The organism is Ahniella affigens, assembly GCF_003015185.1.
Taxonomy (GTDB): domain Bacteria; phylum Pseudomonadota; class Gammaproteobacteria; order Xanthomonadales; family Ahniellaceae; genus Ahniella; species Ahniella affigens.
On sequence record NZ_CP027860.1, the window covers coordinates 42,075 to 64,826 of the forward strand.

At 59.9% G+C, this 22,752-nt stretch carries 19 protein-coding genes; 11 read left to right on the forward strand and 8 right to left on the reverse strand.

Going from position 1 to position 22,752, the window contains the following annotated elements:
* Positions 1–118 precede the first annotated feature (118 nt).
* The gene (locus C7S18_RS00180; RefSeq protein ID WP_106889632.1) at positions 119–964 is read left to right on the forward strand and encodes a tryptophan 2,3-dioxygenase; all 846 of its coding nucleotides are present in this window, start codon (positions 119–121) and stop codon (positions 962–964) included.
* Between the two features lie 747 nt (positions 965–1,711).
* Here the strand turns inward: C7S18_RS00180 and C7S18_RS00185 are convergent.
* The 5 genes from C7S18_RS00185 to nth all read right to left on the reverse strand — a co-directional run bounded on the left by C7S18_RS00185 (position 1,712) and on the right by nth (position 5,746).
* On the reverse strand, positions 1,712–2,374 hold the full coding sequence (locus C7S18_RS00185; RefSeq protein ID WP_106889633.1) for an HvfX family Cu-binding RiPP maturation protein: 663 nt from the start codon (positions 2,372–2,374) through the stop codon (positions 1,712–1,714).
* Positions 2,375–2,700: 326 nt separating this feature from the next.
* Entirely contained in the window at positions 2,701–3,465 is a 765-nt protein-coding gene (locus C7S18_RS00190) for an HvfC family RiPP maturation protein (RefSeq protein ID WP_106889634.1), read from the reverse strand.
* 7 nt (positions 3,466–3,472) lie between these two features.
* Positions 3,473–4,333 carry an HvfB family MNIO-type RiPP peptide maturase gene (locus tag C7S18_RS00195; protein ID WP_106889635.1) on the reverse strand — a complete coding sequence of 287 codons (861 nt, stop codon included), beginning with the start codon at positions 4,331–4,333 and terminating at the stop codon, positions 3,473–3,475.
* A gap of 19 nt (positions 4,334–4,352) precedes the next feature.
* Positions 4,353–4,781: an HvfA family oxazolone/thioamide-modified RiPP metallophore gene (locus C7S18_RS00200; protein WP_106889636.1), complete on the reverse strand. Its 429-nt coding sequence runs from the start codon at positions 4,779–4,781 to the stop codon at positions 4,353–4,355.
* Positions 4,782–5,077: 296 nt separating this feature from the next.
* Positions 5,078–5,746 (reverse strand): endonuclease III, encoded by a 669-nt coding sequence (nth, locus tag C7S18_RS00205; protein ID WP_106889637.1) that lies wholly within the window; start codon positions 5,744–5,746, stop codon positions 5,078–5,080.
* A 131-nt stretch (positions 5,747–5,877) separates the two neighbouring features.
* Here nth and C7S18_RS00210 point away from each other — a divergent pair, with 131 nt between their 5' ends.
* The 5 genes from C7S18_RS00210 (at position 5,878) to rsmA (ending at position 12,429) form a co-directional block, all read left to right on the forward strand.
* Positions 5,878–6,927, forward strand: a complete 1,050-nt coding sequence (locus tag C7S18_RS00210; protein WP_106889638.1) for a GGDEF domain-containing protein — start codon at positions 5,878–5,880, stop codon at positions 6,925–6,927.
* 135 nt (positions 6,928–7,062) lie between these two features.
* Entirely contained in the window at positions 7,063–9,234 is a 2,172-nt protein-coding gene (locus C7S18_RS00215) for an LPS-assembly protein LptD (protein ID WP_170113021.1), read from the forward strand.
* Between the two features lie 118 nt (positions 9,235–9,352).
* Positions 9,353–10,657 (forward strand): peptidylprolyl isomerase, encoded by a 1,305-nt coding sequence (locus tag C7S18_RS00220; RefSeq protein ID WP_170113022.1) that lies wholly within the window; start codon positions 9,353–9,355, stop codon positions 10,655–10,657.
* 3 nt (positions 10,658–10,660) lie between these two features.
* The gene (gene pdxA, locus C7S18_RS00225) at positions 10,661–11,635 is read left to right on the forward strand and encodes a 4-hydroxythreonine-4-phosphate dehydrogenase PdxA (protein WP_106889641.1); all 975 of its coding nucleotides are present in this window, start codon (positions 10,661–10,663) and stop codon (positions 11,633–11,635) included.
* Complete coding sequence (rsmA, locus tag C7S18_RS00230; RefSeq protein WP_106889642.1) at positions 11,632–12,429, forward strand: 16S rRNA (adenine(1518)-N(6)/adenine(1519)-N(6))-dimethyltransferase RsmA; 798 nt, start codon at positions 11,632–11,634, stop codon at positions 12,427–12,429. Before pdxA ends, rsmA begins: the two co-directional genes overlap by 4 nt.
* A 33-nt stretch (positions 12,430–12,462) precedes the next feature.
* On the opposite strand, the gene C7S18_RS00235 is transcribed toward rsmA, so the two are convergent.
* A complete protein-coding gene (locus C7S18_RS00235; RefSeq protein ID WP_106889643.1) occupies positions 12,463–13,251 on the reverse strand; it encodes an SIMPL domain-containing protein in 789 nt (262 codons plus the stop codon).
* Positions 13,252–13,664: 413 nt separating this feature from the next.
* Between C7S18_RS00235 and C7S18_RS00240 the strand changes: the two genes are divergently transcribed.
* The 5 genes from C7S18_RS00240 to C7S18_RS00260 all read left to right on the forward strand — a co-directional run bounded on the left by C7S18_RS00240 (position 13,665) and on the right by C7S18_RS00260 (position 20,584).
* Positions 13,665–14,432 carry a M48 family metallopeptidase gene (locus tag C7S18_RS00240; RefSeq protein WP_106889644.1) on the forward strand — a complete coding sequence of 256 codons (768 nt, stop codon included), beginning with the start codon at positions 13,665–13,667 and terminating at the stop codon, positions 14,430–14,432.
* 783 nt (positions 14,433–15,215) lie between these two features.
* Positions 15,216–15,875, forward strand: coding sequence for a vWA domain-containing protein (locus C7S18_RS00245; RefSeq protein WP_106889645.1), 660 nt, complete (start codon positions 15,216–15,218; stop codon positions 15,873–15,875).
* The gene (locus tag C7S18_RS00250) at positions 15,872–16,630 is read left to right on the forward strand and encodes a PP2C family serine/threonine-protein phosphatase (protein ID WP_170113023.1); all 759 of its coding nucleotides are present in this window, start codon (positions 15,872–15,874) and stop codon (positions 16,628–16,630) included. The genes C7S18_RS00245 and C7S18_RS00250 overlap by 4 nt, the downstream gene beginning before the upstream one ends.
* Complete coding sequence (locus C7S18_RS00255; protein ID WP_106889647.1) at positions 16,627–18,579, forward strand: helix-hairpin-helix domain-containing protein; 1,953 nt, start codon at positions 16,627–16,629, stop codon at positions 18,577–18,579. The genes C7S18_RS00250 and C7S18_RS00255 overlap by 4 nt, the downstream gene beginning before the upstream one ends.
* A 13-nt stretch (positions 18,580–18,592) precedes the next feature.
* Positions 18,593–20,584 (forward strand): helix-hairpin-helix domain-containing protein, encoded by a 1,992-nt coding sequence (locus C7S18_RS00260; protein ID WP_106889648.1) that lies wholly within the window; start codon positions 18,593–18,595, stop codon positions 20,582–20,584.
* A gap of 711 nt (positions 20,585–21,295) precedes the next feature.
* On the opposite strand, the gene C7S18_RS00265 is transcribed toward C7S18_RS00260, so the two are convergent.
* Positions 21,296–21,877: a hypothetical protein gene (locus tag C7S18_RS00265; protein ID WP_106889649.1), complete on the reverse strand. Its 582-nt coding sequence runs from the start codon at positions 21,875–21,877 to the stop codon at positions 21,296–21,298.
* 45 nt (positions 21,878–21,922) lie between these two features.
* Positions 21,923–22,636: a hypothetical protein gene (locus tag C7S18_RS00270; protein WP_106889650.1), complete on the reverse strand. Its 714-nt coding sequence runs from the start codon at positions 22,634–22,636 to the stop codon at positions 21,923–21,925.
* Between the last annotated feature and the right edge of the window lie 116 nt (positions 22,637–22,752).

Below are 22,752 nucleotides of genomic sequence, written 5' to 3' on the forward strand. Positions count from 1 at the left end.
CCGGCACGACTGTCCGCGGGAGGCCGTCACTAGAGTCACGCGATTCAAACGCCGCCTGGGGAAGTTCGCAGCGATCCAAGGCATACTACCGGTCTTCTCCTGGTGTGCTGGTGTGGCTATGGCTGACCCAAACAAACGCGATCTTGAAGCTGGTATCGAAACCGAACTTCAAGATCGAACGACCTATGATGGCTATTTGGCGCTGGATCAGTTGCTGTCCGCGCAGGCACCTCTGTCGAGTCCGCCGCATCATGACGAAATGCTGTTCATTGTTCAGCATCAGGTTTCTGAGCTCTGGATGAAGTTGATCATTCACGAGATGAAGGCTGCGCTCAGCAATCTGCGTGAGGATCGGGTTGATGTCACGCTGAAAGTGCTGGCGCGCGTCAAGCACGTGCAGAAGCAATTGCTCGAACAATGGTCGGTGCTCGAAACGTTGACGCCGAGTGAGTACCTGCAGTTCCGTCATGTACTCGGGCCGGCATCCGGCTTTCAGTCGCTGCAGTACCGCATGATCGAATTCATGCTGGGTAACAAAAACGCCGACATGCTGCGCGTATTTGGCTATAAGCCGGGTGCGCAGGCGGAGCTGCGCGATGTGTTAGAAGCGCGAAGTCTCTACGATGAGTTTCTGCATTACCTGGCGCGACGGGGCCATGCGGTGCCGGCCGAGATTCTAAACCGCGATGTGTCGCAGCCGTATCAAAGGCATGATGGGTTGTTGCCAGTGTTCGTCAACATTTACCGGGACACCGAGGCGCACTGGGAGGAATACCATCTGTGCGAGCAACTGGTTGATGTCGAAGTGACGTTCCAGCAATGGCGATTCCGGCACATGAAGACCGTGGAACGAATCATCGGCTATCGGCGTGGCACCGGCGGTTCATCGGGCGTGGCGTTTCTCCGAAAGGCATTGGAGCTCACATTCTTCCCGGAGTTGTTTGAGGTCCGCACGGTTCTTTGAGTTGCAAATGGACCGAGATGGCACGTGGTAGCGTCGAATCGTTTCGGCGCGACGCGGCCGTTTGTAGGAGGGGCCTTCAGGCCCGAACAATATTGCCGCGAGATTGGTTCGCGGCTGAAGCCGCTCCTACAAAAACCTCGTTCCATACCCTACTTGCGGTTGGGTCCGTCGCTTTTTGTAGGAGGGCCTTCAGGCCCGAACAATCTCGCTGCGAGATCCATTCGCGGCTGAATCCGCTCCCACAAAAACCTCGTTCTATACCTTACTTGCGTTGGGGTCCGTCGTTTTTTGTAGGAGGGCCTTCAGGCCCGAACAACATTGCCGCGAGATTGGTTCGCGGCTGAAGCCGCTCCCACAAAAACCTCGTTCCATACCTTACTTGCGGTTGGGTCCATCGCTTTTTGTAGGAGGGCCTTCGGGCCCGAACAATCTTGCCGCGAGATCCATTCGCGGCTGAAGCCGCTCCCACAAAAACCTCGTTCCATACCTTACTTGCGGTTGGGTCCGTCGCTTTTTGTATGAGGGCCTTCAGGCCCGAAGCAAGCTTGCCGCGAGATTGGTTCGCGGCTGAAGCCGCTCCTACAAAAACCTCGTTCCATACCTTACTTGCGGTTGGGTCGGTCGCTTTTTGTAGGAGGGCCTTCAGGCCCGAACAATCTTGCCGCGAGATCCATTCGCGGCTGAAGGCGCTCCCACAAGAGCGGCGCTCCCACAACTGCCGCTCTCACCAGAGCGGCGCTCGCGCCATCAGCCGCGCAGGAATCGCTCGCCGAGCATCAGGCCAATACCGACAGCCACCAAGGCTGCCCCGAACATTGGCAGTAGCATCAGGAACGGAATGCCGAGCACCAACGCGCCAACGCCCCAGGCATAGCCGTCATTGATGGGCTGCGGATAGTCGGCGGTCTTGAAGAACTTGCTGAGTAGGTGATCGACGCTCAACTTGCCTGGGCCGTTGAAAATCAACGGTAGCAGCATCACGATAAACAACAGCGGCAACTTGAAATTGCCGTGACCGTTATCGCTGATCGAATAGCCCTTCAACAGATCGCCCCACATGGACCACATGTCAGGCCAGTGCACGGCCGCGGTGGCGACAAAGGTCAGGAACAGGAGTTGAAACGCAAAGAAGCGGGTGAACAAGCCGAACCACAAACAAAACGCGCCGATCAACTCGAACCAAGTCGCAATTTCCCAACTGATATCGGCTGGAATCCGACTGAACGGAAACGGAAACTGATCCTGGATGGCGCCGAACCAGTTCTCGCCGTAGAGCTTTTCGCGACCGGCTTCGAAGAACTCCCAGCCCATGACAATGCGCATGATCAGCCGGGGCAGAACTTCGCCCACGGCACGCAGCCTTGCGATCAAGGCATCCCAAAGATTGGTCAATCGATACAGTGACAGCATGTTGGTCTCCCGAAGTTGGCAACGGGTGCGTGCTGAATGCGATCAGCCAGCCCAGCCTGCGCTCAGTCGCCGGCCACGCACCCGTCAATCTTAAATCAATGAAGCTGCATCGGGCCGTCAGCTGCCTGCCGCCCCTGAATTCTGGCTGGGTGAGGGGTTCAACCAACCGGCTTTCCGAATGTCTTGTCAATCTTGGGCGCTGCGCCCCAACCGCGGCGTTCGCTGCGGCCGGCTGCACGGCGGACCGATTGTGGGTCCGAACATCCACGAATGGACTGGTTCACGCCCTTGGTAGCCGAATCAACCACGTCGGACGCGACGCGTGCTCAGTCCTCGTCGCGCATGGTTCCGAGCAGGATCTCTTTGCTTCGGAACTTGCGCAACATGTCCTGCGCGGATTGCAGCAGCTCAGCGTTGCCATCCAGCCCGAGGGCTTCCAGCAACGCTTGGATCAGCTCAAGACCGGGCACACCTGGATTGTCTTTCACCAATTCGAGCAACTTGAACGACAGCGCATTCAGTTCGGTGAACTGAACCTGCCCACCGCGGGTACGGGAGACGCACAGGAATGTTGGTTGCTCGGGCGCTTCAGTCGGCAAGAAATCCTCGCGAATCGCCTGAACCGGAAACCGATAGTTCAGCAGCCAGGCCACGGGCGAAAACACTGGTGCCGACAAAACCACATCGCCGTCCTGATCGGCGACGATGGTGTCGAGATCCGTTTCGTCGATCATCACCGCGAGCTCGACCCATTCGTAATGCGCGAGCTCAATCAGGAATGGCCAGTCGGACTCGCCCCGATCATGGCGGTCTTCCAGATATCGAATGAATTCGCGGGCAATCTCCGGGAACAACGGCGTGTGCGAACAATGCTCTGCATAGAAGCGTCGGACCAGCGGTTTCCAGGCGTCGCCTTTCAGGCGCTTGATGACCGGAAACTGCGACCCGAGCAAGCCCTCGATGCTGTTGAAGAACAGATCACGGTAAATCTGCAGGCGCCGATCTTCGATGCCAGCCGGAGCCGGGTTAGCTTCGGGATCGCGCAGATGCTGGGCAAACTGTACCTGCAATGCCTGAAATGCTTCAGTCATTGTGCGCTCAGCTCGCCTGGCGGATCGCGCGATCCGCGATGACGGGGTGCCGCGCCTGGGCCGCGCGGATCTGGTTCAGTTCGGCTGCCAACTCCGCTATTGGCGGGATGTTGAAGTCGCGTTCCAGCAGCGTCGGCGCTGGCCCGAACACCGCGTATGCCTCATCCAGCAAAGCCCAGACCGGGTCGACGACCGGCGAACCATGCGTATCAACGATCAAGTCCGGTGCCTCGTTGTAGTGGCCGGCGACATGGAAGTAAGCGACACGCGAAGCGGGCAGCGCGCGAAGAAACGCGGACGCGTCATAGCGATGATTGACGCTATTGACGTAGATGTTGTTGACGTCGAGCAGCAGATCGCAATCGGCGCGCGTCAGCACAGCCGTTATGAAATCGAGCTCGGACATCTCGGCGCCAAGCGGCGCGTAGTAGGAAATGTTCTCCATCGCGATGCGTCGACCAAGCAGGTCCTGCACACGTTGGATTCGGTCGGATACATAACGCACGGCTGCTTCGGTAAACGGAATCGGCATCAGGTCATACAGATGCCCGTCGTCACCGCAGTAGCTCAAGTGTTCGGAATAGAGCACCACTTGATGCTGCTCAAAAAAGCGCTTCAGGCGGGCAATGAATGTTTCGTCGAGTGGGCTCGGAGCCCCGATCGACAACGAGAGCCCATGACAGACCAGCGGCGCGCGTTCAGTCACTGCGCGAAAGCGCTTGCCAAGCGATCCGCCGACGCCGATCCAGTTTTCGGGCGCGACCTCGAAGAAGTCGGCTACATCTGGCGCGGCGTCCTGCAACGGGCTCAAAAGAGCCCGTCGCAGGCCAAGTCCTGCACCACGAAGTTTGTTCAGGACAAGACTCATGGTTCAGTACGCGTCCGGCTTACTTCTTCTCTTCGCCGCAAGCGCCTTCTTTGGTCTTGCCTTCACCGCACTTGCCTTCGCCACACTTACCTTCGGCAGCGGCCTTGCCTTCGCCGCACTTGCCTTCACCGCACTTGCCTTCGGCAGCGGCCTTGCCTTCGCCGCACTTGCCTTCACCGCACTTGCCTTCAGTGGCAGCCTTGCCTTCGCCGCACTTGCCTTCACCACACTTGCCTTCGGCGCCGGCCTTGGCAGCTTCACCGCAAGCGCCTTCTTTGGTCTTGCCTTCGCCGCACTTGCCTTCACCGCACTTGCCTTCGCCCACGATCATGTAACCCTGGCCCAGATCATTCATCTGGAATGCGTTGGCAGCATTGGCCACGGCAACAGAGCTGAGCAGCGCGGCGCCAACGGCGATCGAGAGAGAATTGATGACCTTCTTCGACATGAGAATCTCCAGTATCCATTTCAGACAGCGGGAAACGCCCGCCAACGCTGCCGTGTCTACGGCCCTCGGCCCAACCGGCGCGACCAGGAGGATTCCCGCAACGCCGATCCAAGACTCGAAATTAGAATAAGCATATGCCGCTGGCAAGAAGTGCCGGCAGCAGTTTGCTTACGAGCCATAAGACCGTACTGCCAGAAATTTCTTACAAACAAGTGGTCATATTGCGCTGCGACAACAAATCGTGTGCCGATTGCCGCCAGTTCCAGCATTTCGACCAGCCGATGTTCGCGAGAGCTTCACTTTTTCTTGATTCTCGCGGGCTTGTCGGCGGCCGCGACGGTCTTCGGCTTGTACGCACACAGATCGCGCACCGGGCACTCCGGGCAATTCGGTTTTTGCGCTTTGCAGGTGTAGCGACCGTGCAGAATCAACCAATGATGGGCGTCCTGCAGATACGCGTTCGGAATGGCTTTCAGCAGTCCGAGTTCGACCGCCAGCGGCGTTTTGCCCTTGGCCAACCCCAGTCGGTTCGCTACCCGGAAAATGTGCGTGTCGACCGCCATCGTGGGCTGCCCGAATGCCGTGTTCAGCACCACGTTCGCCGTTTTCCGGCCAACACCTGGGAGCGCTTCGAGTGCCTCGCGCGCTGCCGGCACGGTGCCACCATGTTGTTCCAGCAGAATCCGGCAGGTCGCGATCACATTTTTCGCTTTTGCGTTGAACAACCCGATTGTGCTGATCAATTCGCGAACGCGGTCCTCGCCCAATGCCAACAGCGCGGCCGGGGTGTTGGCAAGCGGGAACAATCGACGCGTGACTTTGTTTACCGATACGTCCGTGGCCTGCGCGGACAGCATGACGGCGATCAGAAGTTCAAACGGGGAGTCGTACAACAACTCGGTGGTTGGATGCGGATTCAGCGCTTTGAAGCGCGCAAACAATTCCTGGCGGGCAGCTGGTTTCATGCCCCGATTGTCGCAAGTTGCCGGTGGCCGTGACCAGTCGGATGCCGGATCGGTCCCAGGACCTTGCACGCAGCAGTTGAGTGGCCGACCCAGACCGGCGAGGATTGGAGGCTGACTGACTGCCCGACTTCATGCTGCCCGACTGGTTACCGCTGACCGCGACCCTTGCTGCCGCCCTGCTCACCGCAGGGTTTCGTCGGCATCGGCTGTTTCAGTGCTCCGTGCTCATGGTCCTGATGGCGCTCGCCCTGACGAAGGCCGATCCCGTGCGCGGGACGACCTCGGCGCTCGCATTCCTGCCATGGTTGTTTGCCTACGCGGCAATCATGCCGGAAGCCCGCTGGCGGGCCCGCCGGAGTGCCTTCTGGCTGGGGGCCTTGGCGCTACTGCTCGTATTGAGCCAGTACGCGCCCGCGCACGTGCTGCGTGCGCTGCTGAACATTGGTCTGGCAATCAACCCGAGTGCGCACCCAGGCCTTGGTGCGGCGGGCTTGCACGCGCTGGCGGCCAGCGTGCTGTTAGTGCGCTGGATTCTTCGAGGCGCGTTTTTTGATGCGGCGGGCGCCGTGCTGATGCTGGCGATTGCCGCGGTCTGGACGCAGGTCGGCAGCCCCGCAGCGTTTGCGATTTGGCTGGTGCTCGCAGCGGCGCTGACCATGCTGTTGGTGCTCGTCGGTTCGTATCGCATGGCATTCGTCGACGGCCTGACCGGGTTACCCAATCGCCGCGCGTTGGATGAGACGCTGGATCGACTGTCTGGGACCTTTGCGATTGCGATGGTGGACGTCGATCACTTCAAGCAGTTCAACGATACCCACGGGCATGCGGCCGGCGACGTGGTATTGCGCGAAGTCGCCGCCCTGCTGCACAAACAGTCCCGAGGCAAGGCGTTTCGCTACGGTGGCGAGGAGTTCTGTCTGCTCTATGTCGACGGCCAGGTCGATCACGCGATGGACGGCTGCGAGTCGGCCCGGACGGCCCTGGAGTCCAAGCCGATCCGGGTTCGGAGCCCGAACGCGCAGGGCAAACCGGGCAAGCCGAAGGACGTCAAAGTAACGGCCAGTCTTGGGCTCGCTCAGCGCACGGAAAAGCGCAAACAGCCGCGCGAGGTGCTGCAGGCAGCCGACAAGGCGCTGTACAAGGCCAAGGGGCAGGGGCGAAACCGGGTGGTGCAGGCTTGAGCCAGCGCGTCTGATGTCTCCCTATTGGCGTAACCTATTGAAGTATAAGAACTTGGTGTCAATACCCAGACGCAACGTGAATCTCGGGCGCGGGCCGACCTATCCAAGCTCCGAGCGCTCAGGCAAGCTATGCGGATGAAAATGCGCCTCCTTGCTCTAGCTTGCCTGTTGCCCACCCCGGCCCTGGCCGCCGACACTTGTTTCGGTGCCCTGTGTCAGTCGTGTGTGGCGCCGCTGTTCACGCCCAATCAAACGCTGATCAACGAAGGCCGCGACACGGCCGACACCCATATCGAAGCGGATCGCTACCAACTCGGTAAGGACGGTCAATACAGCGCGAATGGCAACGTCGTCATGCAGCGCGCCGACCAGGAAGTGAAGAGCGAATCAGCGACCTATCAAACCGAACCACCCAAGGCGGCATTCCCGGCCCCGCTCAGCTATCAGGATCAGCGCATGCTGGCCACGGCGCAGTCCGGAACCTGGAGCGCTGACGACGGCACCCTGCTGAATCAAGTGTTGTTCCAAATGCGAGATGGCCGCGGCAATGGTCGCGCCGAAACGGCCAGTCTGGCTGGGCCGAAGAGTGCGCTGACGCGCGCGACGTTCACCAGTTGTGATCCGGCGCATCCGGCGTGGTCGCTCGCTGCCCAGAAAATCGAGATTGACTCGGACAAACAGGTGGGCCGCGCCGAGAACGTGCGCCTGCAACTGGGCAAGGTGCCGATCTTTTACTGGCCGCGAATGAGTTTTCCGACCGACGCGCAGCGCAAGACCGGTTTCTTGTATCCGCAGCTTGGCAGCGCGAACGATTCGGGCTTCGACCTGATCGTACCGTACTACTTGAACCTGGCACCCAACTACGACGCCACGTTGAAACCGCGCTACATCCAAGAGCGCGGCCTGATGCTCGCTGCCGAAACGCGGTACTTGGGCGAAGCGTCGCTGACGGAGTTCGAGTTCAGTTGGTTGGATCACGATCGCAAGGCTGATGATCGCCGTACCTCGTTTGATTTCCGGCACCAGCAGCGATTTGGCGCGAACTGGTTCTTGAACGCCGACATTCGCGATGTCTCCGATGATCGGTATTTCGAGGACTTCGGTGATTCACTGAGCTCGGTCGCCACCAGCTTGCTGCCGTCCTCAGCCTACTTGACCGGTCGGGCCCCGTCGTGGACGTTCTCGGTCGGCGGCGATCGCCAGGAAGTGACCGACCCGCGTCTGCCGCTGAATGTCGAGCCGTATCGCCGTTTGCCGCGCGCGACCTTTGACTATTTGACCCCGAATCTGAGTGGGCCGCAGTTTCAGTTGGAATCCGAACTCGTCCGCTTCAGCAAGGATGGCGTCGACGGTGGCAATCGTCTGGATTTGACCCCCGCCGTGATCTGGCCGTTGGAGCGAAGCTACGGGTTTTTGCGCCCGAAGCTCGGTTACCGTTACACCGCGTATGAGCTGGATCGGGATATCGACTCCAGTCCGACGCGCGGGATGCCGATTGCGAGCCTGGATTCCGGCTTGATTTTTGAGCGCGAGGCAAACTGGTTTGGTGCCGATGGCACGCAAACACTTGAGCCGCGGGTCTACGCGCTCTATGTGCCGTACGAGAATCAGGACAACTTGCCGCTGTTCGACACGCAAGCCTTCACTTTCGGCTGGGGCTCGCTGTTCCGTGACAACGCGTTTACCGGTGCCGATCGCCAGATCGACGCCAAGCAAGTCACGGCCGCGCTGACCACGCGTTATCTGGACGATGCGGGACTGGAGCGGTTCCGGTTTTCGCTCGGTCAGATCCGCTATCTGGATCCGCCGCGCATCGCATTGCCCGGCACGCCGCTCCGGGATGAGCCCGGCTCGGCCTATGTGGCCGACCTGGAGCTGAACTGGACCAAGGACTGGACCCTGGCCGCCACCCATCAGTACGACCCGGCGGTGAGCGCCACCGAGTTGTCCAGCGTCTACGTGCAGCGGCACTTTTGGGATCGCGGCGTGGTCAATGTCGGCTATCGCTACCGGCGCGATCTGTTCGAGCAGGTCGATGTGTCCACGGCGATTCCGATCAAGGACAACTGGCTCTTGATCGCGCGCGTGAACCAAAGCCTCCGGGACGATGAATTGCTCGAGGGTTTAGCGGGATTTGAATACTCGACGTGCTGTATTGCCGTCCGGATTCTCGGTCGGCGCTATGTCCGCAACATCGAAGGTGACCTGAACAATGGCATTTACGTGGAACTCGAGTTCAAGGGATTGGGCTCGCTCGGCCGTCGGGCTGAGGACTTCCTGCGCCGTGCTATTCTCGGCTATCGCTGAGCCAGTGCCTGATCAATCCGGCCACCACCCCTTTTTTCGCGGGGTCCGCGCCACGGGTCAATTTTCGACCCGTCTCGCGCTGCCGCCGCGTTCTCCAGCAACACAGTACGGAATGTCCATGATGAAGCGAATTCTTCCAGCCCTTGTCTTGACCCTGGCTTCGGCTCTGCCGATTTCGGCGCTGGCGCAAGGGGTCACGGTGCAGGACATCGACAAGATCATCGCGGTGGTCGACGAGGATGTGATCCTGAATAGCGAGCTCGATCGAGCCGTTACCAGCGTGCTCGCGCAATTTGAATCCCGCGGGCAATCGGCGGCGCTGCCGCCGCGCGATGTGATCGAACGCCAAGTGCTTGAGCGGCTGATTCTGCAACGGGTCCAGGTTGCGCGCGCCGAGGGTACGGGTATTCGTGTATCCGACATTGAAGTCGACGACGCGCTGAACCGACTCGCCGCGCAAAACAACGCCTCGATTCCGCAACTGCGTTCAGCGATCGAGCGCGATGGCGCGAGCTTCGAGGAGTTCCGCAACGGTCTAAGAGACGAGCTCTCCGTACAGCGCCTGCGGCAGCGCTTTGTGCAGTCGCGCGTTCAGGTCAGCGATACAGAAGTGGACATTCTGCTCGCCAGCAATCAACTCCGGACCGGCGAAATCCGTGTCTCGCACATCCTGATCGGCATCCCAGAAAATGCCAATGCCAGCGCGGTCCAGGCCTCGGCAGGCAAAGCGGCCAAAGTCATCGAAGAGCTGAACGGCGGTCTCGATTTTGCGTCGGCAGCGATCAAATACTCGGATGGCCAGCAAGCCCTCGAAGGTGGTGATCTCGGCTGGCGTCGCATGGAGCAGATTCCGTCCGCCTTTGCCGAAATCGTCGGCCGCCTGCGGAAGGGCGAAGTCTCCGAGCCCGTCCGCGGCCCAAGTGGGTTCCACATCTTGAAGCTTGTCGACGAGCGTGAGGCCGAGAAGACGGTCGTCAAGGAATTTCATACCCGGCACGTCGTGGTCAAGGTCAGCGAACTCGTGACCGAAGACCAGGCGTTGGATCGCATCCAGAAAATTCGTGATCTGCTGCTCAAGGGCGCCAAATTCGAAGAAACCGCCCGCAAGTTTTCGGAAGACGACGCAACGTCGAACCTGGGTGGCGACATGGGCTGGTCGCCGGAAGGCGCGTTCGGTCCGCGCGTGACCCAAGTCATCGACGGCCTGAAGGACGGCGAGTTGTCCGAGCCATTCCGCTCCGATCTCGGGTGGCACGTGCTGCTCCGTGAAGCCAGTCGGGAAGTCGATCGCAGCGTGGAAGCCCGCCGCGAACAGGCCCGCGAGACGTTGGTCAATCGCAAGGCTGAAGAAGAATACGATGCCTTCCTGCGCCAGCTGAAGGGCGAGGCTTACATCGAAAATCGTCTCACCGCGGCTGGCTGACCCATGCTGCGCCTGGCGCTGACCGCCGGCGAACCTGCCGGCATCGGCCCGGAGCTGTTGGTTCGCGTCGCGCAATTGCCCTGGTCTGCTGAACTGGTGGCGCTGGCTGATCCAGCGCAGCTCGCAGACCTGGCCGCGCGGCTCCACTTGCCGCTGCAACTGCATTCGTATGATCCGGCAGAGCCGCGCCGGCACCAGCCCGGTGCGCTCAGTGTGTTGCCCGTTCCGCTGGCCGAGCCGGTACGCCACGGCCAGTTGAATCCGGCCAATGCGCCGGCGGTCATGGCGATGCTCACCCGCGCTGCCGAAGGCGCCGAAAGCGGTGAGTTCGCGGCCATCGTGACGGCGCCTGTGCAGAAGTCGGTGCTCAATCAAGGTGCGGTACGTTTTACCGGGCATACCGAATTTTTCGCCGAACGGGTCAAGCGACCGGTCGTCATGCTGTTGGTTGCCGATCGCCTTCGCGTGGCATTGCAGACCACCCACTTGCCACTCCGTGCAGTCGCCGATGCCATCAAGCCCGATGAACTCAGCAACACGCTTTGCATTCTGCACCGCGAACTGCGCGAACGTTTCAAGATTGATACGCCGCGTATCGCTGTCCTTGGTTTGAACCCACACGCAGGTGAGAGCGGTCATCTGGGTCGGGAGGAAATCGAAATCATCGAGCCGGTGCTCAATGCGTGGCGGGCAGAAGGCATGCAGTTGATCGGCCCGTTGCCTGCCGATACCGCGATGGTGCCGAGTCGCCTGGCCGCGTTCGACGCCGTATTGGCGATGTATCACGACCAGGGGTTGCCGGTGCTGAAGTACGCGGGGTTTGGGCACGCGGTCAATATGACCCTCGGGCTGCCTTATATTCGAACCAGCGTCGATCACGGCACGGCGCTCGATCTGGCTGGGCAAGGCGTGGCCGATCCGGGCAGCCTGATTGCGGCGACGCGCCTGGCCCTCGATCTCATTTCGGAACGCCAATGAATCGTGGACCCGATGGCCATCGCGCCAAGAAACAGTTCGGGCAGAACTTTCTGCATGACCGCCAAGTCATCGACAACATTGTGCGGGCCATTGATCCGAAGCCGGGTGAGCCCATCGTCGAGATTGGTCCGGGTCGCGGCGCTTTGAGCTTCGCGTTGCTGAAGCGTACCGACGCGCTGACGGCCATCGAGATCGATCGCGATCTGATTCCCTGGTTGAAGCAGCAGGATGCACGCATCCAGATCGTCGAGTCGGATGTGCTGAAGGTCGATTTCAGCGCGTTGGCGGAGCGCCTTGGCGGGCCGATTCGGCTGGTCGGCAATCTGCCCTACAACATCTCTTCGCCGATTCTGTTTCTGGCGCGCGAACACCGCTCCGCGATCCGCGACATGCATTTCATGTTGCAAAAAGAAGTGGTCGAGCGCATCGCTGCCGGACCCGACAACAAGGACTACGGCCGCCTGACGGTGATGCTGCAATCCATGTTCGCGGTGGAACATCTGTTCAACGTACCGCCGTCGGCGTTCACGCCGGCACCCAAAGTGGATTCCGCCATCGTGCGGCTCCAGCCACTGCCGGTCGGCAGTTGGCCAGAGTTTGACGATGCGCGGCTCGAACTGGTGGTCAAAGCAGCGTTTTCGATGCGCCGCAAGACACTCCGCAATACGCTGAAAGGCGTGGTCGACGAAACCGAGTTGCGGGCACACGGGATCGATCCGGGTGCCCGCGCCGAGCAACTTGATGTCGCGCAGTTCATTGGACTGGCACAACCTCAGGCAGCCACTGCGTCATAGCGCCTGAGAGACTTACGCCGCGGTCTTGGCAGATCAGCGCGTGAGCTCGAACACCACCGACACGCTGGCACGCACCGGAATCATGCCTGGGGCGATGGCGCCCTCATTGGGCTCGCCGCTGCTCGGGGCCACGCTCATGACGTTCTGTGCAAAACCACCGCCGCCGTATTGGCCATAGCTCCGGTAATACCCGCAGCAGCTGTAGCCCCATTGCGACCAAGACCAGAAGCCGGAGCCGAGATCGTTGGATTCGTTGATGCTGGTTGCGGCGCCAATGTCCTGACCGAGTTCGCGCGCAAGTGCCTGAGCCTTTTCGCGCGCCGCGCGGATCGCCATGGCGCGGGCCTGATCGCGATATTGGCGGAGCGCGCTCGTGTGATACTCCACGTCCATCAGCATCACTGTCGGGTCGGTGGACAATTCATTCGCAAGCGTGGCGAGCAGGTTGATTCGCCGCAGCGTGAACGTGGCTTCCGAACGAGCGGTGAAGCCGGTTTTTTGCTCCGCCTCGGTACAGGTGCCGCACTGCCATCGCGATGGGAATGTCATCGCGGGCGTCGTGGCCAAGTCGTTTTGACTCATGCCAAGCTCTTTTGCTCGCGCGAGCCAGCGCGCAACGGTTGCTTGGTTCTTTTCCCGCGTCGGAACCAGCGATTCGCCGTAGTTGACGACGGCCAACTTGAACAGCGCGTAATCGGGCTGCACCTGCACTTCGGCCTGACCCGTTACGGTCACCTGAGCCACGCTGAGCGGGGCAGCCAAGACCAGCAGCACACCACAAACCAAGTACTGAAGCCGAGCAAGAACGCGTTGAACAGGCATGAGAGGGCTCCAAGAAGACGGAAAGGGCAACGGCGGCGCCAGAGTGATCGAGAACTGCGCGGGCCAGTGCCATAGTACCGACCGGAAATCGGGCAAAAAGTGCCGGCCGGTCGGTTGGATCCGGGCGTTTTCGGGGGTTTTGCGCGAATCACCCTGCGGCTGCGCCGGCAAACCATGCGATCACGTTGTCTCAGGCTTTGAGAAAAAGCTGATATATCAATTGGTTACGGAATGGTGTCGGCCGCGGGCCGAAACCACCCGAACACGCCTTTCGGACGTTGCGGGGTCTAACGGATTCCGCTTGAATCCAAAGGCGGGAAGGGGCTTCCTGGCTGGCTGTTTTGAACGGCTTCCCGGCGGGCCTGTTGGGTGCCCACAGATTGGCTAGTTGCCCACAGATTGAGGTGTTCGTCATGCAGGCTGAGCAGTTGCTTGAGGTCGAAACCAGCCAAGGTCGGCGCGTTCGCGTACTGGCCACGGTCAGTGCGCGCGCACGGCGTCTGAATCTGACCGTGGGTGCCGGCGGCGCGCGCGTTTCGATGCCGGAAGGCACGCATCCGGCCACGATTCGCGCGTTCTTGCGTGAGCACGCCGACTGGCTCGCCAAGAAGCTCCGTCAGCTCGAATTGACTGGTCGCAAACTCAGTGCGCCCGTGCCCGGTCGTGAGGACAGTCTCACGTTTCGTGGTGTGCAACTCCCGGTGGTGTGGAAGCACGAATCATTTCCAAAGATCCGCATCAGCAACAACGATCTGATCATTGGCTTGCCGATGGATCGCGACGATGCGTTGCCGATTGCAACGCGCGGCATCCGCAATTTTCTGATGCGCGAAATGCGCCGCGAATCGACGCGTCTTGCGGCTTACTACGAATTGCGGCTCGGCAAGTCGGTGTCGGGTTTTCGCTTTCTGCCGATGAAAACACTATGGGGCAGCCTGAGTTCCAGTGGCCACATGACCTTGGATCTGTCGTTGATTCTGGCGCCACCGAAGGCGCTGGAATATGTCGTCGTCCATGAAATGTGCCATCTGTGGGTGCGCAATCATTCCAGCAAGTTCTGGGATCGCGTCGCCGATGTGTTTCCAGAAGTAGATTCGCAACGCGACTGGCTCAATCAGAGCGGTCATGGGATCAAGACCGAACTGGCCCGCTGGATCGGCAAGATGCCGCAAGCGATTTGACGAGCGTCGGGAGCAGGCGCGAATCAAACTTGCGGCAAGCCCGGTTCGGGCCTGAAGGCCCTCCTACAACAAGGCAACCGACCTCGCCGCAAGCGCGGGATCGAGCGGCGGTTTTTGTAGGAGCGGCTTCAGCCGCGAATCAATCTTGCTGCAAGCCCGGTTCGGGCCTGAAGGCCCTCCTACAGAAATGCGACCGGCCTCGCCGCAACGGCGGGTTCGAGCGATGACTTTTGTAGGAGCGGCTTCAGCCGCGAATCGATCTTGCTGCAAGCCCGGCTCGGGCCTGAAGGCCCTCCGACAGAAAGGCAACCGGCCTCGCCGCAACGGCGGGTTCGAGCGATGACTTATTTAGGAGCGGCTTCAGCCGCGAATCAATCTTGCGGCAAGCCCGGTTCGGGCCTGAAGGCCCTCCGACAGAAAGGCAACCGGCCCCGCCGCAAACGCGGGTTCGAGCGGTGGTTCTTGTGGGAGCGGCTTCAGCCGCGAATCAATCTTGCTGCAAGCCCGGTTCGGGCCTGAAGGCCCTCCTACAAAAAGGCAACCGGCCTCGCCGCAACGGCGGGTTCGAGCGATAATGTTTGTAGGAGCGGCTTCAGCCGCGAATCAATCTTGCGGCAAGCCCGGATGAAATCGCGCCTCCCAACGGGCCAAACCTTTACCCACCGCAAAAAACCACCGTTGTGCGCGAATGACTGCGCGGCTGAGCGGACAACGGTCGGGACGCCGTGTGGCGCTATGGTAGCTTGTGCTACAACGCCGCTATAACCCGCTTGAGGAACCGCTATGTCCGACCAGATCATCTTTGAAACCAGCGACTTCGCCGACAACCCTGAGCCCCGCTGTCCGTGCCTGCTGGTCCTCGATCACTCCGGTTCGATGGCTGGTCCGCCTATTGCCGAACTCAATGCCGGGCTTGCTGTGTTTCGCGATGAGTTGTTGGCCGATGGTTTGGCGATGAAGCGCGTCGAGGTGGGCATCATCGGGTTTGGCCCGGCGCGGGTGTTGCAAGAGTTCGAGACGGCCGCCACGTTCACACCGCCAACGCTCAAAGCCAATGGCGATACCCCGCTCGGTCAGGCGATCGAGATGGCAGTCGAAATGGTTCGCCAGCGCAAGCAGGAATACCGTCAGAACGGTATTTCGTACTATCGGCCCTGGATCTTTCTGATCACCGATGGCGCACCGACCGATGCCTGGGCGCAAGCCGAAACACTGATCAAACAGGGCGAACAAGACAAGTCATTCGCGTTCTTTCCGATCGGCGTGCGTGGCGCGAACATGACGATTCTTAGCCAGATCAGCACGCGCGCGCCACTGTCTCTCGATGGTTTGAAGTTCCGCGAGCTCTTCAGTTGGTTGTCGAGTTCTTTGCGTTCGGTGTCCAGGTCTACGCCGGGCACCGAGGTGAAGCTGGAGCCACCATCCGGTTGGGCCTCAGTGTGAGTTGGGCGATCGCTTCGGCCGCTGCGGTCGGCAGCAGTCATCTGCGCGGCAACACGCCGTGTCAGGATGCGTACTTGGTCGATACATTGCCGATGATTCTCGGTGAACCCGCCTTGATGGCGTTTGTTGCTGATGGCGCCGGTTCGGCGAGCATGGCCGAACAAGCAGCCCAGGCGGCGGTAGGCACCGCCGCCGAACACTGTCGCCAGCACGCGAATATGATCGGTGCCAGCTTCGATGCAGCGTTCATCAGTCAGCTGGTGCGGAGCGGTCGCGCGGCCATGGTGTCGCTCGCCGACAACGCGGGCCTGCCGGTCCGCGAGTTCGCGTGTACGTTGCTAGGGGTGCTCGCGTTCCGCGATCAGACGCTCGCGTTTCAGATTGGCGACGGCGGCATTGTGCTGGATCACGGTGATGGCTTAGCGCTTGCGATCACGCCAATGTCGGGTGAATACGTCAACATGACACACTTTCTGATTGACGACGATGCCGAAACGCGCGTTGCCGTGCAGACGAGTGCGCGTGTTGAGCGGATGGCGCTGTTTTCGGATGGGCTGCAGCGGCTCGCGCTGAGTCTGCAAGATCTCACCCCGCACGCGCCATTCTTTGCGCCGTTCTTCCAAACCTTGGGCAAAGTACCAAGCCCAACGCGCGAGCAACTGGATCAGGCGCTGGAGCAATTTCTCAGTTCAGACAAGGTCAATGCCCGTACCGATGACGACAAGACCTTGATTCTGGCTTGCCGGGTGGCATGAACCGGATCGTCGATGCCGAAGGTCGACCCGTTCCGCTGGGGCGCGAGCTCGGTCGCGGCGGCGAAGGCTCGGTATTCGCGCTCGATGGCAAGCAAGGCTTGGTCGCCAAGATCTATCACGAGCTGCCCGCTGGCAAGAAACAGGAAAAGCTCCGGCTGATGGCAGCGGGCGTCGACGATCGGCTGCGTCGTTACGCCGCCTGGCCCGAGGCAACCTTGCACCGCGAATCCGATCGCGCTGTTGTCGGCTTCATCATGCAGCGCATCGAACAGCGCGCACCAATTCATATGCTCTACAGCCCCGCGCAGCGTCGGCAGATGTTTCCAAAAGTGCGCTTTGACTTCTTGTTGTTCGTTGCGCGCAACGTGGCGGCGGCATTCGATACCTTGCATGATCACGGTCATGTGCTCGGTGATGTCAACCAGGGCAATGTACTCGTTGGTGAAGACAGTCAGGTTGTGTTGATTGACTGTGATTCGTTCCAAGTGCGGTTTGGTGCCGCGTTGCATCGCTGCGAGGTGGGCGTCGCGCACTTCACCCCGCCGGAACTGCAGCGCGTCAATGCGTTCGAGACCACCACGCGGACATCCAACCATGACGGCTTTGGTTTGGCGTTGCTGATCTTTCATCTCCTAATGGGTGGTCGGCATCCGTTCTCTGGCGTGCCGCAAAGCGAACGGGTGGGCAACGCGTTGGAGGCCGATATCCGCGACTTTCGCTACGCCTATGCGCGTGATGCGATGCGCCGCCTGTTAGTGCCGCCACCACGTGCAATGCCTATCGATGCGATGCCGTTGGCGATCATTGGCATGTTCGAGGCGGCGTTTACCGAAAGTGGCGTGCAGCGCCGTCCGAGTGCTGCCGACTGGGTATCTGCACTCGATCAGTTTCGCAGCACGCTTCGGACCTGTGCGCGGAATCCGGCACACATCGATGGCGGACACCGCCCAACGTGTCTGTGGTGCGAGCTCGAAACCGAACAGGTGTATCTGTTCAGCGAGCGCCCGGGCAAACCAGTGTGGTCGGCGTCGATGCCGGCTTTGGCTTTCGACCTTCGCGGGATGCGTCGAAAGCTCGAACAGCTCCCCGTGCCCAGTCTGATTCAAGTACCCGCGCTGCCAACGCTGCCGGCGCCCGTGCGTGCCGATGGCTGGATGCCCTATATCGTGTCAGGACTATTCGTTGGATTGGCATGTGTGTTCGTGACAATGCTGATACTGCTGAACTGGCAGTCTGTGCTCTTCATGCTGGTGAGCTTGATTGTTGGGCCAACGGCCGTAGTGATTTGGTGGCATCACATGGTGCACCTGCGGGATCTGCGCCTGCAACATTTAACGACACGAATCAACGATTGTACGATTCGTCTGCAGCAATTGGTCAACCGATTCAATCAGCAGCGTGGGGCGGAGCCGTTTCTCGCGCAACGAAAGCAGATCGACGAGCTTCTCGGTCAGTACGAAGCGCATTTGAGGCGCGTGCCGGGTCAGCTGACCCCGAGTCAGCAAGCCGCTTCTGACCAGGCTTTGGCGAAGTTCCTTGGTCGATTCGCGCTATATGATTGGAAAGATGCTCGCGTCGGTGCGGTGGAACGCGTGCGTCTGCAACGCGCCGGTGTTTGGACAGCAGCTGACATCACACCGCAATCGTTGGCCGCGGCTGAACTGAAGCGCACGGAGTCCATCTCAGCGTTGCTCGACTGGCGTCGGGATTTGGAGCAGAAACATTTGAAGAACGCACCGATCATGAGTGTTGACGGGCAGGCTGACCGGCGTGAGTTACATCGCGTTCAAGTGGCACTGGAAGATCGAATCCAGAGCGGCTGGCAAAAGTTGTCGACGATCAAGGTCAACACCAAACCCCTGAGCAAATCGGATGCCGCCCAGCTCCAGGTGCTAGTCGAACAGCGCGCCGCTGCGTATCAAGACTATTGTCGCGAGGCGTTGTCGTGAGGGGGCTGGCGCGATGAACCAACTTGTCGACAAGATCGGTCGGTCCGTTCCTCTTGGTCGGGAACTTGGCCGCGGTGGCGAAGGCGCGGTCTATGAAGTGGTTGGCCAGCCCGACTTGGTTGCAAAGTTGTATCACGACGTCCCTGATGCAAGGAAACAGGACAAGCTGATCCGCATGGCCGCAGGACTCGATGATCGTCTGCACCAATACGCAGCGTGGCCAGAAGAAACCTTGCATCAGCCGTCCGATAGCGCCGTCGTTGGCTTCACGATGCAGCGTATCAAGGCGCGCAAGCCAGTGCATATGCTGTATAGCCCTGGGCAGCGCCGTTCGGCATTTCCGAATACCGACTTTGGCTTTCTCGTCTACGTGGCGCGCAACATTGCGGCGGCATTTGACACCGTGCACGACCATGGTCACGTGCTCGGCGACGTCAATCAGGGAAACGTGTTGGTAGGCGCCGACAGTCAGGTGATTCTGATCGATTGCGATTCATTTCAGGTCCGTTTTGGCGGCATCGTCCATCGATGCGAAGTCGGTGTCGCGCACTTCACGCCGCCCGAGTTGCAACATAGCGGTGGTTTCGAACAAGTGCTCCGCACGTCGAACCATGATTGCTTTGGTCTCGCGCTTTTGATCTTTCACCTGTTGATGGGCGGACGCCATCCCTTCTCTGGCGTGCCGCAAAGCGAGCACGTCGGCGAAACACTGGAGTCGAACATCCGGGAGTTCCGGTATGCCTACGCGCGCGATGCGAATCTTCGCCTGCTGTTGCCGCCGCCGCGCTCGGTGCCGATCAATGTTTTGCCACTTTCGATACAAGATCTATTTGAACAGGCGTTCCTCGAGCCAAGCGTTACCGCGCGGCCGACTGCTGCAGCGTGGGTCGCGGCACTTGATAGGCTTCGAGCCGGTCTCAAGACCTGTTCCCAACGTGCGCTGCATCGCTATCCTGGTCAGTTGGAAAGCTGCTGTTGGTGCGCGTTGAATAGTCAGCGCATCGTGTTATTTGGGAATCAAACGATTCCAAAGACCGCGCCGGCGCCGAGGGTCACGCTATGGAGCGAGCAGCAGATCCGCGCACTGCGGGCGGAAGTGCTAAGAATCCAGTTTCCAGACCCGATATCGGTAGTGCTACCGCGATTGCCCTGCGTCAGTGAGATAGGGTCGAACCATAGTACGGTGACCGCTGTTTCCGTTTGTGCCGCTTTGGTGCTTGCGGCGCTGCTGATTGTACTGGTTGACTGGCCTGCCGATCGGGAATCGCGGGAACTGCTGATCTTGATGACTATCGGTGGTTCGACAATCTTGGGTGTGCTGGGGGCGTCTGTCGCCATCATCATCACCGAGCGCCGCCGGAAACAAATCGTTCAGGCATTGGAGTTCGACTACTTCGAAGTCGAAGCCAAACTGGAGGTAGCTTTAAAAAGGATGAATCTGGAGCTTGGCGTACACACGCTCAGAATTCGCACCGATCAACTCATGGCGCTGATTGACGAATACGAGTTACTTCGGCGCGACGGACTAGAAGCATTCAGGAGCGAGGCGCAGGCAGCAATACATCAGGCCCAATCCCTTTATCTCCAGAAGACTTCGCTGAACCAGTGCCAAGACCCACGTGTCCAAGCCCGACACAAACTTGTCTTGCGTGAGGCGCAGATCGACAACGCAGACCAATTGTCGCCCGCGCGCTTGCAAAGTCTGGATGAACTTGAAGCCGCAGTCGTCGATGCCTTGCTCGCCTGGAAAGGGGGCATGATCGTTGCGTTCCATCAGACGATTCCCAATCGCTCCGACCGTGAAACGGCTTTTCGAGCTCGGCACGAGCAAAGCTTATTGCGCTTGCAGGCACAAATCGAATCGGCGCACGCTGATGTGAACCACTTGCATTCTAACCTTCGGCCGATTTCCAATGCACAACGCCAGCAGCTTGAACTGCTGCTTGCGAAGGGCGGGGAAATTCATCGTCTCTACAGTTTGCAGGCGAGTTCCGGCCGGCGTTAAGGAGCCTCTGAACAAGGTCAGAGGCGATGCGGGCCATGGATGGCCCGCCCAGAATCAAGCACGTCAGTGATTGATTCTGGAGCAGTGAGTCCGGACATGTGCCGGACTCAGTGCGGGCCTGAAAGTCCAGGATGGACTTTTTCAGACCGGCAAATACTGGCCATGGATGGCCCGCCCAGAATCAAACACGCAAGTGGTTGATTCTGGAGCACTGGGTCCGGACATGTGCCGGACTCAGTGCGGGCCTGAAAGTCCAGGATGGACTTTTTCAGACCGGCAAATACTGGCCATGGATGGCCCGCCCAGAATCAAGCACGTCAGTGATTGATTCTGGAGCAGTGAGTCCGGACATGTGCCGGACTCAGTGCGGGCCTGAAAGTCCAGGATGGACTTTTTCAGACCGGCAAATACTGGCCATGGATGGCCCGCCCAGAATCAAGCACGTCAGTGATTGATTCTGGAGCAGTGAGTCCGGACATGTGCCGGACTCAGTGCGGGTCTGAAAGTCCAGGATGGACTTTTTCAGACCGGCAAATACTGGCCATGGATGGCCCGCCCAGAATCAAGCACGCAAGTGGTTGATTCTGGAGCACTAAGTCCGGACATGTGCCGGACTCAGTGCGGGTCTGAAAGTCCAGGATGGACTTCTTCAGACCCTCCCTAATAGTGCAATTCGATTCGAATGCAGCCGTTCAGCCGGATCCGTCCCGATCACCAAACCACCAGACGCCAGCCTGTTCCGGCAAGCAACCCCACACTCAGGCCGGCGACGACGTCAGACCAGGTATGCCGCTGCAACTGCAATCGGGACCACGTGATCAGCATAATGCTGCCAGCAGCCACTGCGACGCTCAGGTAGTCACTTACGAGCACACAAGCCGCCAGAGCCGCAAAGCTCACGTGCAATGACAGTTTCAGCCAGCGTGCAAGGATCAAGGCGCTCGCAAGAATCACGCTGCTCGCAGCGAGTCCAAGTGCGAGCGCCACTTGTCCCAGCCCGAACCAACACAACGCACTGGCCCCAACCAATACGCAAAGCATGAACACGTTGAGTTGGGTGCGTTCCTTCGGAACAGAAGCGTCCACGTGTTGCCACTGCCCGCGATGGACCTTCCAGAATGCGAACGCGAGTCCGATCGCCACGATCAGCAACGGCACCAGCCAAGTGGCCGCTGATTGGTTGGGACTGGCGTGCCGTACGGGCGCAAAGACCACCGCCAACGACATCAGCATCGCGGGATGCCCGAGTGTGGAAATCAGGCTGGCAAGCCGAATCACCGCACGTTGCGCCATCGGTTGCTTAATCGCGAGCGTTTAGTGTGACGCAAGCACAGCTGCCTACTTGGCCAAATCCGACGTTTCCCGATACAGCACGGCCTCAACCCGCGATTCGACCTTGTCGCCGTCGTCGCGAATCAAATTGAGTTTCGTGCCGCGCTCGAGTTTGTCGCTACCGACAATGGTGTTGTCGCGCATGGAGCGGAAGCGGCCCGCATCCAACTTGCGGCCACCGGTGAGTCGCATCCACTGATCAAAGTCCGGGGCGCCGGCAATTTCGTGGGCGGCATACCGGTCGGCGCCGATTTCGAAGACCAGCCAATGGGCTTTGTCTTCCTTGGCCATGTTGGCGGCGATTGGGCGGAACAGCAGCGTGTCGTCGACGCTGAAGCAGACGCGCTCGCTGAGCTGGCGACCACCGCGCTCGAAGTGGCCAAGGAACAGGGCTGCACAGAATTCTTCCAACTCGTCGCTGGCACCCGGGCTCAAGCGGCTGAGGTCGAACGGCTCCGGTGAGATCGTGTACAGAATTTCGGGCGTGGAGGCCGACAACGTGTCGATGAAATCTTTGTCCGCACGCGACGCTGGGCTCAGGGCCAACACGGCTTGCACATCATGTGGTTGGTGATACATCGGCAGATGCGAGGCGATGAGCCCCTGTGGATTGACGATCAGCAGCATGCCGTGCGTGCCCTGGCGCACATCCTGAGCGAGCGCCAGATCAGCACTGAGCAGCAAGGGTAGGGTGCAAAGCAGGCGGTGGATGGCGCGCATGGGGGGCTCCAGAGCAGTCAGCTCTAAAGTGTACGCCGAAACAGTGGAGCAGGCGTTCGAATCAAGTGCCCGTCAGCTTGAACAAGGGCAAATCCACGCATCACCCACGCGGGCCG